The 16,287-nt window shown below is 64.7% G+C and carries 15 protein-coding genes; 5 read left to right on the top strand and 10 right to left on the bottom strand.

Annotation, left to right across the window (positions count from 1 at the left end; translation table 11 throughout):
• On the top strand, window positions 1-181 hold a 181-nt coding region (locus tag U5A58_RS35625), incomplete at its 5' end, for an SET domain-containing protein (protein WP_321964885.1).
• A 509-nt stretch (window positions 182-690) separates the two neighbouring features.
• Here U5A58_RS35625 and U5A58_RS35620 read toward each other — a convergent pair.
• Window positions 691-1,383: a hypothetical protein gene (locus U5A58_RS35620; RefSeq protein ID WP_321964884.1), complete on the bottom strand. Its 693-nt coding sequence runs from the start codon at window positions 1,381-1,383 to the stop codon at window positions 691-693.
• A gap of 1,118 nt (window positions 1,384-2,501) precedes the next feature.
• Entirely contained in the window at window positions 2,502-3,440 is a 939-nt protein-coding gene (locus U5A58_RS35615) for a LysR substrate-binding domain-containing protein (RefSeq protein ID WP_321964883.1), read from the bottom strand.
• Between the two features lie 182 nt (window positions 3,441-3,622).
• On the opposite strand from U5A58_RS35615, the gene gtdA reads away from it, so the two are divergent.
• The 4 genes from gtdA to U5A58_RS35595 all read left to right on the top strand — a co-directional run bounded on the left by gtdA (window position 3,623) and on the right by U5A58_RS35595 (window position 7,391).
• The gene (gene gtdA / locus U5A58_RS35610; RefSeq protein WP_321964890.1) at window positions 3,623-4,672 is read left to right on the top strand and encodes a gentisate 1,2-dioxygenase; all 1,050 of its coding nucleotides are present in this window, start codon (window positions 3,623-3,625) and stop codon (window positions 4,670-4,672) included.
• A 95-nt stretch (window positions 4,673-4,767) separates the two neighbouring features.
• Window positions 4,768-5,466 (top strand): fumarylacetoacetate hydrolase family protein, encoded by a 699-nt coding sequence (locus U5A58_RS35605; protein ID WP_321964882.1) that lies wholly within the window; start codon window positions 4,768-4,770, stop codon window positions 5,464-5,466.
• 29 nt (window positions 5,467-5,495) lie between these two features.
• Window positions 5,496-6,146 (top strand): maleylacetoacetate isomerase, encoded by a 651-nt coding sequence (maiA, locus tag U5A58_RS35600; protein ID WP_321964881.1) that lies wholly within the window; start codon window positions 5,496-5,498, stop codon window positions 6,144-6,146.
• Between the two features lie 36 nt (window positions 6,147-6,182).
• Complete coding sequence (locus U5A58_RS35595) at window positions 6,183-7,391, top strand: 3-hydroxybenzoate 6-monooxygenase (protein WP_321964880.1); 1,209 nt, start codon at window positions 6,183-6,185, stop codon at window positions 7,389-7,391.
• Window positions 7,392-7,394: 3 nt separating this feature from the next.
• Here U5A58_RS35595 and U5A58_RS35590 read toward each other — a convergent pair whose 3' ends face one another.
• The 8 genes from U5A58_RS35590 to U5A58_RS35555 all read right to left on the bottom strand — a co-directional run bounded on the left by U5A58_RS35590 (window position 7,395) and on the right by U5A58_RS35555 (window position 16,162).
• Window positions 7,395-8,096 (bottom strand): ABC transporter ATP-binding protein, encoded by a 702-nt coding sequence (locus tag U5A58_RS35590; protein ID WP_321964879.1) that lies wholly within the window; start codon window positions 8,094-8,096, stop codon window positions 7,395-7,397.
• The gene (locus U5A58_RS35585) at window positions 8,089-8,829 is read right to left on the bottom strand and encodes an ABC transporter ATP-binding protein (RefSeq protein ID WP_321964878.1); all 741 of its coding nucleotides are present in this window, start codon (window positions 8,827-8,829) and stop codon (window positions 8,089-8,091) included. The genes U5A58_RS35590 and U5A58_RS35585 overlap by 8 nt, the downstream gene beginning before the upstream one ends.
• Window positions 8,816-9,805: a branched-chain amino acid ABC transporter permease gene (locus U5A58_RS35580; RefSeq protein WP_321938920.1), complete on the bottom strand. Its 990-nt coding sequence runs from the start codon at window positions 9,803-9,805 to the stop codon at window positions 8,816-8,818. Before U5A58_RS35580 ends, U5A58_RS35585 begins: the two co-directional genes overlap by 14 nt.
• A gap of 5 nt (window positions 9,806-9,810) precedes the next feature.
• Entirely contained in the window at window positions 9,811-10,683 is an 873-nt protein-coding gene (locus U5A58_RS35575; RefSeq protein WP_321938921.1) for a branched-chain amino acid ABC transporter permease, read from the bottom strand.
• 28 nt (window positions 10,684-10,711) lie between these two features.
• Window positions 10,712-11,923, bottom strand: coding sequence for an ABC transporter substrate-binding protein (locus U5A58_RS35570; protein WP_321964877.1), 1,212 nt, complete (start codon window positions 11,921-11,923; stop codon window positions 10,712-10,714).
• 85 nt (window positions 11,924-12,008) lie between these two features.
• Complete coding sequence (locus U5A58_RS35565; RefSeq protein WP_321964876.1) at window positions 12,009-13,244, bottom strand: ABC transporter substrate-binding protein; 1,236 nt, start codon at window positions 13,242-13,244, stop codon at window positions 12,009-12,011.
• A gap of 317 nt (window positions 13,245-13,561) precedes the next feature.
• Complete coding sequence (locus U5A58_RS35560; protein WP_321964875.1) at window positions 13,562-15,001, bottom strand: DNA-binding protein; 1,440 nt, start codon at window positions 14,999-15,001, stop codon at window positions 13,562-13,564.
• A 213-nt stretch (window positions 15,002-15,214) separates the two neighbouring features.
• Complete coding sequence (locus tag U5A58_RS35555) at window positions 15,215-16,162, bottom strand: chemotaxis protein (protein ID WP_321964889.1); 948 nt, start codon at window positions 16,160-16,162, stop codon at window positions 15,215-15,217.
• Between the last annotated feature and the right edge of the window lie 125 nt (window positions 16,163-16,287).

Here is a 16,287-nt window from a genome sequence, read left to right as displayed (position 1 = left end):
TAACGGCGCAAGGTGGCTCCACCATGCGTGCAAGGCGAACTGCGAGGCGATTGAGCAATCAGCCCGCGTCTACATCAACGCTCTCAGGGACATCCAGCCCGGCGAGGAGCTGTTCATCGACTACGCGCTTGAAGTCTCGGCGAAAACGCGCGATTCAGCCAGCGAGTACGCCTGTCGCTGAGGCGACAGGCGTTGCCGCGGCACCATGCTTGCTCCGATCCAGGTTCGCTCCGCAGACGGTTCCCATCAACGCAGTACGCGGCGACTGCGGGGCCAGTGCCACCAGGCGCGGAAGCCTCCGCACATCAGGCACAACGAACGCGTCAAAGGCGTGGTTCGCACTGCCTGTGGCCGTTGGGACATTATTTGTTCAACGCGCCGTTGCAGCCGAAGTGCCGGTGTCGGCCACAACCTGCCGTTCGCCGAGCGGTGAAACGGGCCTTTGGAGCGGCCGTAGAGCCCCGGAAGCTGACGGTCAGGCAAAGTGCCCTGCGGCCTTTGCCGGCGTTCGAAGTCATTCATAAGTCTCCCATAGGCCAGAAATCATCTCACGCCAGCTGGTCGTCAGCGCGATACCCGGTTTATGGCTATCCTCCTGCGCGTAAAGGCAGGCGTCGGAGAAGGCCGCACGGCGTGGTCGGTCTGCGCCGAGATGAGCGCTTAAGGGGACTCGCGGAAACACCGCCCGCATCACGGGGCCAGTGAATAGTCGTACAGTTCGAACTTCTCGGTCTTTGAACCCTGATAGCGCACGAAAAACACAGCCTCTGACTTCACGACCCGTTTGACCGCGGGCGCATACCAGAAGGTTGCATCCCATGGTGCACGAGACAGACTGCCTCCCTGGTAGGTTGAGATGCCGTGCATGACAAGCCTGAAGGCGTCGAATTCGCCTGCCCGCACCTTTACGCGTTCAAATGCTTCAACGGAGACGCTCGCTTCACTCCGGTGGCTGCCGGTTGGGTTCCGGACGGTCCATCGGGCATACCAGCTCTTGCCCACCGACATCGGGAAGCTCAGTGAACACAGACATGGCTCATAGCTGGTATCACCGGATCGAAGCAGATTGCCTTGTACATCAAAGGCCAGTTCGTAAGGCTCGCCCCAATTCCTGGTTTCGGCGAATGTCGTCTGCGTGTCTGTCACCGACGTGACCGTAGACTCGATCGCGGTTTTGCCGTACACGAGGACCCACCGGTCGCCGACCCGGTAAGTGGGAACCGGCGCGACAGGAGCCGTCGTTGTCGCTTGGGTTTGTGCCCAGACAAGACCGGAGGATCCGCTTGCCACCAGGGCAGCCAGCGCGGCCGCGCGGCAGATGGCGCCTAACCCGAAAGGGGAGGTGGATGTACTCCTCCGCAACAATGCAGCGCGCGCAGTCATGGCGCCCTCACGAAGCCATTTGGCATGTGGTGACCGAGCGCTCAGCGACAAGGCGCCCGAACCACGCCAAATCACGATCACAGAAATGATCAGCCATCTCTTCGTAGCACCGCATTTCTGGCGCAGTGCGTGTCGCCGATGCACTGCGACCGTCGGCGTGACGTCTCCGAATGACCGCTTTGAGGCAGAAGGGATACGAGTCGGGGACGACCGGCGCGCCCGGTCGTGGGACGCAGTGCGACCAATTTGAGACAATGTCTGGCGTCCTCGGCTGGACATTCGGGTGTCGGCTTTGCTTCGCCTTCCGCCGTTCGCACAGACGGCGATAGACGGTAACTCCATGCAATTGGATGGGGAGTGCCATCTCGGTACTGCTGAAGTAAGTCCGCGGCCCCCCCACTTTCCAGTGACAGCCCGATAACATCAATCGTTTAAAGCAGATTCGACGTATTGCCGCAGCCGGCTATGCCCAAAGCCGTCTCGAAGCCGAGACCAACACAGCCCTCAATATCTGAGCGTTAACAAGGCGTGATTGACAGCGCTGCGTGTGCCAACATGCGTGCGGAAGGAATAGAACTGTAGCTCGATGCTCCCGACGAAATAGTCGGCGCCAAGCTCAAGAGGGAAGTTAAACGGCTACGAGGCAAGCTTAAAGCTGGGCTGCTGGGCTGCGTCGAGTTCGTCAAAACTCGACCCCATTCCGTCGCTTTGCAGCCGCGAACCCTATTCGAAAATCGCATTCGGCAAGCAGTCTGGCCTAATCCTCAACTCGCTGATTCCGGTCCGCTTTCGAGATATGGCGACACCCATGTGGCAACGCTTGTCCTGCGTCTGGCCTCGTTCGACCGAGAGACGCTCGGCGCAGCGAAAACTCAGATCAATCGTTTTGGAATGCCGACTGCCGCCGAACTCCAGTCGAGCATTGACCTCTTCTTCCCTTCGCTGGCCTCGCCAGCTGGGCAGGCTCGTCGCTGCCGGCGCACAGCACATTGGCGAGTACGAATCCTGCGAGGGTGAGCTTTTTCATTTCGGGGTAGAACCTATGCATGGGAAAAATCCAGCCGCGCAGCATAACGGCAGGCTGGTTGCATCAGGTTGTCCCTCGTCAGCGTTTCACTTCATTGCCCCGCGCCATCCCCCGCCGGATTCGCACTCTCGCGCAAACAATCCAGCGCCAGCGCCACGGCCGCGCGGCTCACGCTGTCGCGCCGCCAGTACATGGCCACCGCGCCCGAACTGCCGAGCGGCATCGGCATGGCAAGCACGCGCAGCACGTTGAGCCGCTCGAAGCGCACGGCCGCGCGATGCGAGGCCACGCCGATCAGGCGCGTCTGGTTCAGCAGCGTCACATTGAGCATCGACGAATTCGATTCCACGGTGTGACGCGGCATGCTGCGCCCCGCCGCCGCGAGCGCCGTTTCGAGCGCCGTGCGAATGGGCGTACCCGCCGGCCAGACGATCCACGCGTACTCGAACAAATCGGGCCAGTCCAGCTTGCGGCGTTTCGCTAGCGGATGCCCGAGCCCCACGACGAAGTTCACGGGGTCGCGATAGAGCGTCTCCATTTCGAGCGTCGGGTCGACCTGCGCATTGGCTGCGCGTCCCACCACGACGTCGAGGTCCCCGTGCACGAGCGCCGGCATCATGAGGTTCATCGTGCTTTCCATGAGCCGCACCTGCGCGCGCGGCATCGTCTCGATGAGCCGCGCGACCGCGAGCGGCACCGTGTCCGCCGCCGACACGCCCGACGTGCCGATCGAGATCAGCCCGCTGCCGCCCTCGCGCAGCGCGCCCATGTCGTCGCGCGCGCTGTCGAGGTGGCCCTCGATGCGACGCGCGTGCTCGATCAGCGCCTCGCCATAGGGCGTGGGCCGCAGGCCGCGCGCGTGGCGCTCGAACAGCGGCAAGCCGATGTCGGCTTCGAGGTCCTTGAGCCACTTGGAGAGCGCCGGCTGTGTGGTGTTGAGCGCTTCGGCCGACTGGCTCAGATTGCCGGTCTGCGCCACGGAAAGCAGCATCTGCAGGTGCCGCAGACGCAGGCGATGTGTCCAGTCCATGTGTCCCCCGCCAAGCTATATCCAAAAACATATGGATAAGAAGAATTTGTGATTTTACCGGATATGGCTTGCTGACTTATAAATTCGTTCAGCGGCAATGCAAACGAACGCAGCACCGACACGCAGCACCGACACGCAGCACCGACAAATACACAGGAACACAGGAGACTCGCATGTCCAGCATGTCAGCCAACGCAGTCACGCCCGAACGCGCGGCCTACTACGCGCAGATCGCGCGCAGCGGCATGTCGCCGCTTTGGGAGTCGCTGCACGCCCTCGTGCCGAAGTCGCCGCGCCCGCAAGCCCTGCCCGCGATCTGGAAGTACGCGCAAGTGCGCGAACTCGTCATGCAGGCGGGCTCGGTCATCAGCGCCGAAGAGGCGATCCGGCGTGTGCTCGTGCTCGAAAACCCCGGACTGCCTGGCAAATCGAGCCTGACGCCCAACCTCTACGCCGGCCTGCAGTTGATCCTGCCCGGCGAGATCGCGCCGAGCCATCGCCATACGCAATCGGCGCTTCGCTTCATCGTCGAAGGCAAGGGCGCGTGGACAGCCGTGAACGGCGAGCGCACCACCATGCACCCCGGCGACTTCATCATCACGCCCTCGTGGACCTGGCACGATCATGGCAACCCGTCGGTCGAGGAAGGCGGCGAGCCTGTGGTGTGGCTCGACGGTCTGGATATTCCGCTGATCGCGCATCTCGACGCGGGCTTCGCAGAAAATTACCCCGAGGCCACGCAGCCCATCGCGCGCCCCGAAGGCGACAGCTACGCGCGCTTTGGCCACAACATGCTGCCCGTGCGCCATACGGTGAGTGATCCGACTTCGCCGATTTTCAGCTACCCGTACGCCCGCAGCCGCGAAGCGCTAGAGACGCTCTACCGCAACGGTGAACTCGACGACTGGGACGGCGCGAAGCTGCGCTACGTGAATCCGGCCACGGGCGGCTGGCCCATGCCCACCATGGCGACCTTCATGCAGTTCTTGCCTGCGGGCTTCAAGGGTAAGACCTACCGCAGCACCGATTCGACCGTCTATTGCGTGGTGGAAGGCCACGGCGCGGTGCGCGTCGGCGAGGAGCGCTTCACGTTCGACCCGCACGACGTGTTCGTCGCGCCTTCATGGGTGCCGGTGCAACTCGAAGCACAAAGCGACGCCGTGCTCTTCAGCTATTCCGATCGCCCTGTGCTCGCCGCGCTCAATCTGCTGCGCGAGGAACGCATCGGCTAACGCCTTTATGGCAAGCGCGTGTCCGATTCGATACGGGCTTGCCAATTAATTCGCAATCCATATCAACCTAGTCACTCTCCCAAAGAGCAACCATCATGGCATTCGTTTTTCAGCCCGAGGCGCCCGTCGCCCTTGCCGTTGCCGACTCGACCGATCAGTTCGCCGTGCGTCGCGTGTATTGCGTGGGCCGTAATTACGCCGCGCATGCGCGCGAAATGGGCTTCGACCCGGACCGCGAGCCGCCCTTCTTCTTCTGCAAGCCCGATAACGCCATCGTGCCCGTGGCCTATGGGCAAACGCTGGAACTGCCGTATCCCGCGCAAACGCAGAACTACCACTACGAGGCCGAACTCGTGGCGGTGATCGGCAAGGCAGGCTCGGACATCGGCCTGGAAGATGCGCTCTCGCACGTGTGGGGCTACGCCGTGGGCCTCGACATGACGCGCCGCGACCTGCAGATGAAGATGCGCGAAATGGGCCGCCCCTGGGAGATCGGCAAGGCGTTCGATCTTTCCGCGCCGGTGGGGCCCGTGCATCCGGCAAGCGTCGCCGGCCACTTCGACAACGCGGGCCTGTGGCTCACCGTGAACGGCGAAACGAAACAGAAGAGCGATGTTTCTCACCTCATCTGGTCGGTGGCCGAAACGGTTTCGTATCTCTCGAAGTTCTTCCGCCTCGAACCGGGCGACGTGATCTTCACCGGCACGCCCGAAGGCGTGGGCCCCGTGAAAGCCGGCGACACCATGAAGGTGGGCGTCGAACGCCTGGGCGAGCTGACCGTCAAGGTGGTTTGAAGCGCAGCCGTTCAACAGGAAAGTCCATCGTGCAGCTCTACAGCTTCTTCAATAGCTCGACTTCGTACCGCGTGCGCATCGCGTTGCGGCTCAAGGGCGTCGAGCATGACTATCTCGGCGTGAACATCCGCACCGGCGAGCATCGCGCGCCGGACTATGTCGAGCGCATCAACGCTTCGGCGGCGGTGCCGGCGATCATCGAAGGCGACTTCCATCTTGGCCAGTCGCTCGCCATCATCGACTGGCTCGACACGCGCTATCCCGAGCCGCGTTTGATTCCGACACAGCCCCAAGCACGCGCGCGCGTGCTTGAACTCGCGTATCTGATTGGCAGCGATATCCATCCGGTCAACAACCTGCGCGTGCTCAAGTATCTGCAAGACGTGCTGGACGTCACGCCGGAACAAAAGAACGCGTGGTATCGCCACTGGATCGCCGAAGGCATGGCGGCCGTCGAGCGCCTGCTCGCACAAGCGGCAACGGCGCACGATGGACCGTGGTGCTTCGGCGCGGCGCCGACACTGGCCGACTGCTGCCTCGTGCCGCAAATCGCCAATGCGCTTCGTATGGGCTGCGACCTCTCAGCCTATGAACGCAGCATGGCTGTGTATCGGCACGCTAGCGAGCACCCCGCATTCGCAGCGGCCGAGCCGCAGCGTCAGCCCGATTACTCCAGCTAGCCACGCGCCTCAAACAAATCATTCAGGAGACAAGACATGCATACCTCTAACGCCAAGCGCAGCGCGATCGTGGTGGGCGGCGGTATCGGCGGACTGGCCGCGGCGCTCGCGCTCGCGCGGGCCGACGTTCGTGTGCTGCTGCTCGAGCAGGCGCCGCAGATCGGCGAGATCGGCGCGGGTATCCAGCTCGGCCCCAATGCGTTCACGGCGCTCGACGCGCTAGGCGCGGGCGAGGCTGCGCGCAATCGCGCGGTATTCACCGACTCGCTCACGCTCATGGACGCGACCAACGCCAAGCCCGTTGCGCGCATCGAAACGGGCGAGCGCTTTCGCGAGCGCTTTGGCAATCCGTATGGCGTGATTCATCGCGCGGACATTCATCTGTCGATTCTCGAAGCGGTGAAGGACAACCCACTCATCCAGTTCCGCACCGACACGCAAATCAAGTCGCTCGAACAAAACGAGTCAGGCGTCACCGTAATCGACCAGCATGGCGAGCGCTACAGCGCCGACGCCGTGATCGGCTGCGACGGCGTGAAGTCCGCGGTGCGTGCGGCGTTGATCGGCGACGAGCCGCGCGTGACGGGCCATGTGGTCTACCGCGCCGTGGTCGACGTGGACAACATGCCGAAGGATCTGCAGATCAACGCACCCGTGGTGTGGGCGGGCCCGCACTGCCACCTCGTGCACTACCCGTTGCGCGGCGGCCGCCAGTACAACCTCGTCGTGACCTTCCACAGCCGTGAGCAGGAAGTCTGGGGCGTGCGCGACGGCAGCAAGGAGGAGGTCATTTCGTACTTCCAGGGAATCGACGCCCTGCCGCGCCAGATGCTCGACCGGCCCACGTCGTGGAAGCGTTGGGCCACGGCCGACCGCGACCCGGTCGAACAATGGAGCTTCGGGCGCGCCACGATCCTCGGCGACGCCGCGCACCCGATGACGCAGTACATGGCGCAGGGCGCCTGCCAGGCGCTCGAAGACGCGGTCACTTTGGGCGTTGCCGTCAAGGCAGCCGATGGCGATTTCGTCGAGGCATTCAAGCGCTATGAAACGGCGCGCATTCCGCGCACGGCGCGCGTGCTCTACTCCGCGCGCGAAATGGGCCGCATTTACCACGCGAAGGGCGTGGACCGTCTGGTGCGCAATGCGCTGTGGGTGGGCCGCACCCAGGACCAGTTCTACGACTCGCTGCAATGGCTCTATGGCTGGCGCGCCGAGAACTGCCTCGACACCGGCTCGGCGTAAAAGCTAGCGCGCGAAGTACATGTCGTGAAGCTCATCCACGTTCACGTCCTTCGCGCGCGCAGCGAACGTGACCTTGCCGCCCTGCATGAGATACACCTGATCGGCCAGGCGCAACGCCATGTTGGTGTTCTGCTCCACCAGTACGATGGTGCGCCCCGCAGCCTTGAGGCGTTCGAGAATCGCGAACACTTCCTGCACCATGACGGGCGCAAGCCCAAGCGAAGGCTCGTCGATCAGCATGAGTTGCGGCGACGACATGAGTCCGCGCCCCAGAGCCAGCATCTGCGCCTGGCCACCCGATAGCGTGCCGGCGGGCAGCGCCCGGCGCTCCTTGAGCAACGGAAACAGCGCGTAGACCTCTTCGAGCTGCGCTTTCGCCCCGGCGCGCCGCGTTTTCGCGAACGCGCCCAGCATCAGGTTCTCCTCGATCGACATGTCGCGGAAGATCATGCGCCCTTCGGGCACCATCGCAATGCCGCGCTGCGCCATGTCCCATGTAGGCACGCCCGCGAGCGGCGCGCCGTCGAAGGTGATCTGGCCGCGCTCCAGCGGCACGAGCCCCATGATCGCGCGCAGCAGCGTGGTCTTGCCCGCTCCATTCGGGCCCACGATGGTCGTGACCTCGCCGCTCACGATATTGAGCGAAACGTCCCACAACACGTTGATCGCGCCATAGCCCGCGCGGGCGCTGCTGACTTCAAGCATGAGCGGCCTCCCCCGTATAGCTGCGCACGACTTCGGGATCGCGGAACACATCGGCGGGCGGGCCGTCGGCGATCAGCTTGCCGAAGTTGAGCACGCACACGCGGCGGCACAGGTTCATCACGGTTTCGATATCGTGCTCGATGATCAGGATACCTACGTTGTATCGCTCGTGCACCGCCAGCAGCGTTTGCATGAAGCGGCGCTTGGTAGCGGTTTCGAGGCCGCCCAGAACCTCGTCGAGCAGCAGCAGCTTCGGCCCCGTGGCAAGCGCCTTCGCCACTTCGAGTGCCTTGAGTTCGGTCAGCGCGAGTTCCGTGGCCGCATCGCGCTGCGCCTTGCCTTCGAGCCCCATGAACGCGAGGATTTCGTCGATGCGCGCCGCGTCCACGCGCCCGGTGCCGAAGCGTTGCGCGACGATCAGGTTCTCTCGCACCGTGAGTTCGTGCATGGGCTGCGGCACCTGGAACGTCCGCCCGATGCCAAGGCGCGCACGGCGATAAAGCGGCGACTTCAGAAGATCGACGTCGCCGAACCGGATCGAACCGCTCGTGGGCCGCACGAGCCCCGAAATCGCGTTGAAGAGCGTGGTCTTGCCTGCGCCGTTCGGGCCAACCAGGCCCACCACGTCACGCGTGCCGAGCGAAAGCGAAACGCCATTGACTGCCGTGATCCCGCCAAAACGGATCGATACGTCCTGCAAGCGCAATTCCGCTGCCTGGTCAGCTTGCTGCATAAACACCTCGCCGGGTACGTTTGAAGCGCAGCGCGGTCAGACCCGCGGGGCTCACGATGATCATCGCTACGAGCAGGATGCCCAGCACGATCTGGTGCCCCGTTGGCAGCAGGCTCTTGAGCACGAGCTGATCCACGAGATAAACCGTCACCGCGCCCACCAGCGGCCCGAGTATGGTGCGATAGCCGCCGCAGATCGCCGCGATGATCGGCACGACGGCCCAGCTCGCATTGAACGCGTAGTCGGGTTCGAGGAAGTTGATGTAGTGCGCGTTGAACGCACCGACGAGCCCCGTCATCAGCGCCGAGAGCATCAGCATGGCGAGTTTGAGCATCACGCTGTTCACGCCCACCACGCGGGTGGCGTCCTCCGACTCGTGCATGGCGCGCAGCGCGAGTCCCACATGGCTGCCGCGCAGCCGCGCGTAAATCGCGGCGAACACGAGCACGAGCGTGAGCACGACGAGATAGCCGCCGCTCTTGCTGCCGAAGTCGAAGCCCGCCACCTTCGGCAACCCCGGAATGCTGGAGAGACCACTCGCGCCGCCGGTGAGATCGGACCATTCGGTCGCGATGATGCGGAAGATCTGCGCATAGGCGAGGATGGCGAGCGCGAAGTACGGGCCCTTCAGGCGCAGAGCGGGCGCCATGGCGAGCGAGGCGATTGCCGCTCCCACGCCGCCCGCGAGCATCGCGGGAAACACGGGCCAGCCGGCCTTCAGCGTGAGGAGTGCGGAAATATACGAACCCACGCCAAAAAACGCCGCGTGCCCAAAACTCACCATGCCGCCGAGGTTGCCGAGCAGCGCCCACGCCAGCGCCACGCCGGCGATCGTGAGCGAGGCCACCGCGAGACTCATGAGATACAGGTTCTGCCCGAACACGAGCGGCACGCCCGCGTAAAGCACGACCAGCACCACGGTGAGCACGGCCACGCGCGGGCCGGACCCGGCCGTTGTGGTTTTCAATGTCGACATCGTTCTCATCCCCTTCGTTTCGCCACGCCGAACAAGCCGTTCGGCAGCACGTAGAGCACGAGCAGGAACAGCAGCATGCCCGCGAGCTCCTGCAGCGCCGAACTGGCGAGCGTGACGGTGAGCGCCTCGGTAATGCCGAGCAGCATCGCGCCCGCCAGCACGCCCGGAATCGAACCCACGCCCGCGAGCACGGTGATGATGAACGCCTTGACGGTCAGCGCCTCGCCAATGGAAGGCTGGATCGCGCTCGACGCGTAGATCGACACGCCCGCGCACGAAGCGAGCAGCCCCGCGACGACGAACGAGATCAGTTCGGTCTTGCGCGGGTCGATGCCCATCAGGCGCGCCGCGTCGCGGTTGCTGGAGATCGCGCGCACGGCGCGGCCATACCACGAACGCGAGAGCCACCACCACAGCGCGAGCATCAACACGACGCTGATGCCGAACGAGAGCACTTCGCTGCGCATGGAAAGCAGGCTGCCGAGCATCACGCTGTCCTGCAGCCATGCGCTGCCGGTTGAGCGCACATCGGCGCCCCAGCCCAGCAGCACCGCATTGGTCAGCACAATGCCGATGCCGTAGGTGAGGATCAGCGAGTTCAGCTCTCGGTCGCGCTTGATGCGGCTCACGAGATACCACGCAGCCGCCGCGGCCACGCAGACCACGGGAATCGCCACCGGAATCGCAAACACAGGATTGAGGCCGAGCTTCGTCTCGAACGTGTAGGCGATATAGGCGGCCAGCAGCACCAGTTCGCCGTGGGCGAGATTGATGATGCGCATCGAGCCGAACACCAGCGCGAGCCCCAGCGCGACGAGCGCATACGCGCCGCCCACGAGCACGCCCGAATACAGCGATTGCAGCAACAGGTCCGTCATCGCGGCTCCTCCTTCGTTGCGCGCGCAATTACCACGGCAGCGCGGGGTAGTTCAGCTTGCCGGTGGCGCGCTCCTTCGGCCACACGAGCACGATGCGATTGCCCTGGATCTGCGCCATGTTGTTCAGGAACGCGGGGTTGTCGCCGTTCGGCGCGAAGCTCACCTTGCCGATCAACGTGTCGTGCGGCTTCGCGCGCAGTTCGGCGGCAATGCCGTCCTGCTTGAGCGTGCCCGCATCGGCCGCGCGCGCCATGGCATCGAACAGCAGACGCGATTGCACATAGGCGAATTCGGCCAGGTAGTCCGGTTCCTTGTGATATGCAGCCTGATACGCCTGCACGAAAGCCTTGCCGTCCGCCGTGCCGAAGTCCGCGGGGTACGGCAGCATCGCGCAGCCGATCACGTTGTTCACGAGGTCCGGGTAGTCCGCAGTCATCTTCGGCGTGACGATGGACCACGCGCCCATCACGGCTTTCAGTTGCGGGCGCAACACCTTGGCGGCGCGCAGAATGCCGATATAGTCGTTCTCGTAGGCGATCATCAGCAGGACTTCAGGTTTGTCCTGCAATCGCACCTTGTTCACGAGCGGCTTGAAGTCGGTCATCGCCGGGTCGAACGCGTGCACGGTCACCGTCACGCCCTGAGCGCGCAGTTGCGTGGAGACTTCGTTGCTGAGATCGGTGGTGGCCTGTTTCGTCGAGGCGACAATCGAAACCGACTTCACGCCCATGGCGTTCAACTGCCCCACCACGGCCTTCGAATAGCCCGATGCGGGCCCGATGCGGAAGAAGTGCTTGAGGCCGCGCGAGGTCATCGCACTGTCCACGGCGCCCGAGGTGATATAGACGACGCCGGCCTTGTCGGCCGCTTCGGAAGCCGGGCTCACCGAATTGGAGCCGTAGCCGCCTGTAATGGCGAGCACGCCTTGTGAGGCGAGCTGTTCCACCGCGGAAACAGCTTTGGCAGGCTGCGCCTCGTCGTCGACCACGGTGAGCGCCACTTTATGTTTGCCGCTGCCCTTGTTGAAGAGATCGGCGGCGAGGCGAATGCCTTCGAGCTGTGCGTTGCCTGCGCGCGCCATCGACCCGGTAAGCGGCAACTCCACGCCCACGGGCAGCGTTTCGGCAAATGCGGCGGGCGTGTGGGCAAGCAGCGCGCAAGCGCTGGCCGCCCCCGCGCCGATGCGAAAGAGCGCGCGCACGAGGGCGCGCGGCTTGCTGCGAGTAGCGAAGCGGACCATCGAACCTCCAAACCTTAGTCTCGGTGATAGGTAGCGGCGCCGTTCATACGCGGCGCTCGCCCTGTTTCGTTGTTCTATGTTTTGCTTACCACGGCACGCCCGGATAGACCGGCTTCGACGTCGCGTAGTTGGCGGGCCACACGAGCGCGAGCTTGCCGTCGTGCGCGAACTGGCCCATGTGCGCCACGTAGTTCGTGTTGTCGCCGCGTGCGTCGAACGCCACCTTGCCGAGGAACGTGTCGTCGCGCTGCGTGGCGCGCAGCGTGTCGGCCAGGCCGCCCTTGTCGAGCGTGCCGGCTTTCTGCGCGGAGGCGATCGCGTCGAAGAGCAGTTGCGCGTAGACGAACGACGTCTGCGACTGATAGTTCGAGGTGGTCTTGAAGAGCCGCTGGTAGGTATCGGAGAAGTCGCGCTGGTCCGCCGAGCGGTAGTCAGCCGGTGAGGACAGCACAGTCGCGCCATACACGTTCGGCACGAGGTCGGGGAACGACTGCGCCATCTTCGGGCTCGCGAACGCCCACGGCGCCGCAATCGCCTTCAGGTCGGGCTTGAGCACGCGCGAGGCGCGCAGTATGCCCACGTAATCGTTTTCGTAGCCGAGCATCGCCATGGCGTCAGGCTTGTCCTGCAGCTTGACCTTGTTGATGAGCGGCTTGAAGTCGCTGATCGAGGGATCGTAGGCATGCAGGAACGTCTTCACGCCCTGCGCCTTGAGCGCCGTGTCGAGCTGTTTGGCGAGGTCGCTCGTCGCGTCCTTCGTCGAGTAGAGGATCGCGACCGATTTCACGCCCAGCGTGTTGAAGAGCCCCACCATGCCCTTCGTGTAGCCGGGCGTGTTGCTCACGCGAAAGAAGTTCTTCAGGCCGCGCGTGACCATGTCGTCGCTGGTGCCGCCCGAGGTCACGTAGACGAGCCCGGCCTTGTTCGCGGCTTCGGACGCGGGGCCAGCGCAGTTCGAATTGGCCGCGCCCGCGATTGCGAGCACGTGCTGCGAGGCGAGCTGTTCGACGGCGGCAACGGCCTTGGCCGGGTTCGATTCGTCGTCCACGGCGACGAGGGTGATCTTGTCCTGCGGATGGCGCCGGTTGTAGATGTCGGCCGCCACCTGGATGCCGCGGTACATCTCGGTGCCCGCCTGGGCGAGCGCGCCGGTGAGCGGCAGTTCCACGCCCACGCGCCATTCCGTTGCGTGCGCAAGCGACGGCGCGAGTGCGATGGCCAGTGCCGCCGCCAGCGCGCTGCACAGGCGCGCCTGCGCGGGCCGCACACGTGCGGATTTGCCGATGCCCGCGTGCTGCGCGCGCGTCTTGAGTCGCATCATGTCTCCTCCTTTGCCTTCCGGGGCTTTTGTGTACTTTGGAGTGTTGCTGCGCGGCGGCCGTCTGATTCGCCTGTACGCGCCACTACTGGACAGGTGCCAGTGTGGTTCAGGCGCGCGGGGCCAACAATTCGTTTTCGGGAAAGCGGGCGTTCGGCTGGCTGGAAGTCGGCATTTGTCCCGATGTGTGGGCACGCGCAGCCGGCGGAGCCATTGAGGAGGGGCGAAAAAAAACCGCTGCACTCAGGCAGCGGTCTTGGGGAACGGCTCGGCGCACTACACAGGGTGTGCGCCGTCAAACGGACAGTCTACGGATGCGCTCAGGCCGGCGCGTTTTCAGTGGCCAGCTTCGAGACCATGCCGGTCTTGGCGTCGTAGGCATAGCCCTGTTGCTCCAGATGAGCGCTGACCGCTTCGACGACCACCTGCTGCTGGGCTTCCTTGCGCAGCAGGTCATGCTCCGGCGCGACCTGGCCCAGCTCGGCGGCAAGGCGGCGGCTCAGCGAAGCTTCGCCGGCGCTGCGGGCAAGGCCCACGATCGCCTTTTCGTTGGCCTGGGCCAGTTGCTGCTTCAGACCGTTTGCGTACTCGGACCAGCGCTTGATGTTCTCGCGTGCATCGGTAATCGCGGCGGCGTGCGTTGCCGTCTCGTGGGCAAGCTGGGCCTTCAGCGCCTCGACTTCCTCCGGGTCGGCGGCGACGGCCGTCTCTGCCTCGGCTGCGCCCTCGGCCGCTTCGCTCGACGCCGCGGCATTGGCGAATTCGCCCAGTTCGGCCAGTTCGGTCGCGCGCTGCTGTGCGGCTTCGGCGCGCTCCTGCGCTTCGGTCAAGCTCGCCGTCAGACGTTCAATTTCGGAAGCGTCGGCCGTGCGCTCTTCGCTCAGGCTGGCGAGCTGCTGCTGGGCGTTTTGCAGTTCGGTTGCGGCGGCGTCGCGTTCGGCCTGCGCACCGGCGACCTGCTCGCGCTGGGCCGCGTGGGCTTCCTGCTCGGCCTGCAGCGCGGCGCGAATAGCCTCCAGTTCGCTTTCGAGCTTCGCAACGGCCTCTGCATGAGCCGCGTCTAGCGCGGCGCGCTCCGCTTCTTCATGTTCGGTCGAGGCGGCAGGCTCGGCTTGCTCGGCCGCCTCCGCGGTTGCGGCTTCGGCTGCCACGCCTTCGGCGGCCTGGCTCGCATGCGCCTCGCGCTCGGCTGCCAGTTCGGCGACCGCGCGCTCCAGCTCGGCCTCGAGGGTCGAGACGCGCTCCGCCAGTTCCTCGGCGCGCTTTTCCGCTGCCTCGGCACGCTGCACCGCGCTCGCGATGTCTTCTTCCAGACCCGACCCGGCGTCGGTCTTCGTCTCGTAGGCACGCGTCATCTTGTCCAGCTGGACTTGCAGGGCGTCGAGCTCCTGGACAGTGGTCTGCAGCTCTTCGAGGGCATTGTCGCGTTCGTTGCAGGCGTCTTCGACGCGCTCGCGCATCGACTGCAGCCGGCGCGCCACGGCGCGCTCGGCCTCGTCCTGCGCCGAGGTCCACAGACGGTCGAGCGCGTCGCGCATCGTGTCCGTCACGGTTTCCGGCAACGCCGGGCGTTCCACGACCTGCTGCACGCGCGGGGCCCGCTCTTCGCGCCACTTGCGCAGCGACGCAGCGACTGCGACCACCGAGCCGGTATGCACTTCGGACCAGATGGCCATGGGAGAAACCTTCTGGCCCTCGTCGGCCATCCGTTCCGCGATTTCCGCAACCAGTTCGTCCGTGATCGTAATGCTGCTTGACATATCTGCCTCGAGAAAGTGCGAGCCCACCCCGCGTTTCTAGAGATTGTCAGCCAACCACCCCCCGGTTAATCGATGGAAAAGCCGGGTTTAAGGGGGGGTGTTCATGGAATTGCGCCGGCCGGAGCGCTTTCGCGTCAAACCGGCGCGGCCACCCGGAACGACGCCGCCGGGGCAGTGACGGCGCCCGGCGCGCCCCCGTTTGGGTAGTCCAGGTCAGGCTGCCAGCGCCTTGCGGATCGCCGCCGAAAGCTCCGCCGGGGCGAACTTGGAGACGTAGCCATTCGCGCCCGCGTTGCGCGCGTGCGCCTCGTTCGCGCTGCCCGAAAGCGACGAGTGGATGAGCACGGGAAGATGCTTCAATCGCTGGTCCGCCTTGATCTTGCGCGTGAGCATAAAGCCGTCCATCTCGGGCATTTCGAGGTCGGTGATGACGAGCGACACCTTGTCGCGAACCGGAATGCCCTCGTTCTGCGCGTCGGTGGCCATCTGCTGGAGGATCGTCCATGCGGCCTGGCCGTTGTGGGCAATCACGTGCGGCACTTCAAGCGCGGTGAGCGCCTGGCCGATCAGCGCGCGGGCAAAGCCCGAGTCGTCGGCAGCGAGAATGCGGCCGCCCGCGAGGCGCACGGCCTCGCCCACGGCGTCGGCACCCACTTCGGTATGCTGCTCGGGGAAGGCGTCGCGCATGATCTGCTCGACGTCGAGCAACTGCGCGAGGCGCGCGCTCTCGGTGCCCGGATTGATGCGCGCCACGCCCGTCACGTAGCCCGTCGTGCCGCTCGACTCGGCGCTCAGCACCTCGCTCCATTCGAGCCGGACGATGTCCTCCACCTCCTCCACGGCGAACGCCTGCGTGCCGCGCGAAAACTCGGTCACGAGCAGAATGCCGGGCGGCTTCTCCGAGACAGAGCCGATCATCGAGCCGATATCGATCACCGGGATGATCTGGCCGCGAATATCCACCGCACCGGCCAGATGCTCGGGCGAGCCCGCAATGGGCGTGAGTTCGGGCATGGTCGCGATTTCGCGAATCTTGAAGACGTTGATGCCGTAAAGGCCGCGCGCCGCGCCCTTGCGCGCCGAACCCAGGCGAAAGAGGAGCAGTTCGAGCCGGTTATTGCTCGTCAGGGTGGTACGCTCATCCACGCCATGTTGTTGCATTGACTTCACTTTGTACTCCGTAATGTTCTGTCGCGAACCGGCTCGGGAACCGGTCATCCGGCTTGTCTCGGTGCGGGTCTCCGGCGCATGAGGGAGATAATTGCAGCCGGCGAGTCGAACCTTAA

Origin of the sequence: Paraburkholderia sp. J7, assembly GCF_905220155.1 — a bacterium.
In the GTDB taxonomy this organism is placed as follows: domain Bacteria; phylum Pseudomonadota; class Gammaproteobacteria; order Burkholderiales; family Burkholderiaceae; genus Paraburkholderia.
The sequence above is the reverse complement of the archived record's forward strand: the minus strand, read 5'-3'. Positions and strand labels throughout refer to the sequence as shown.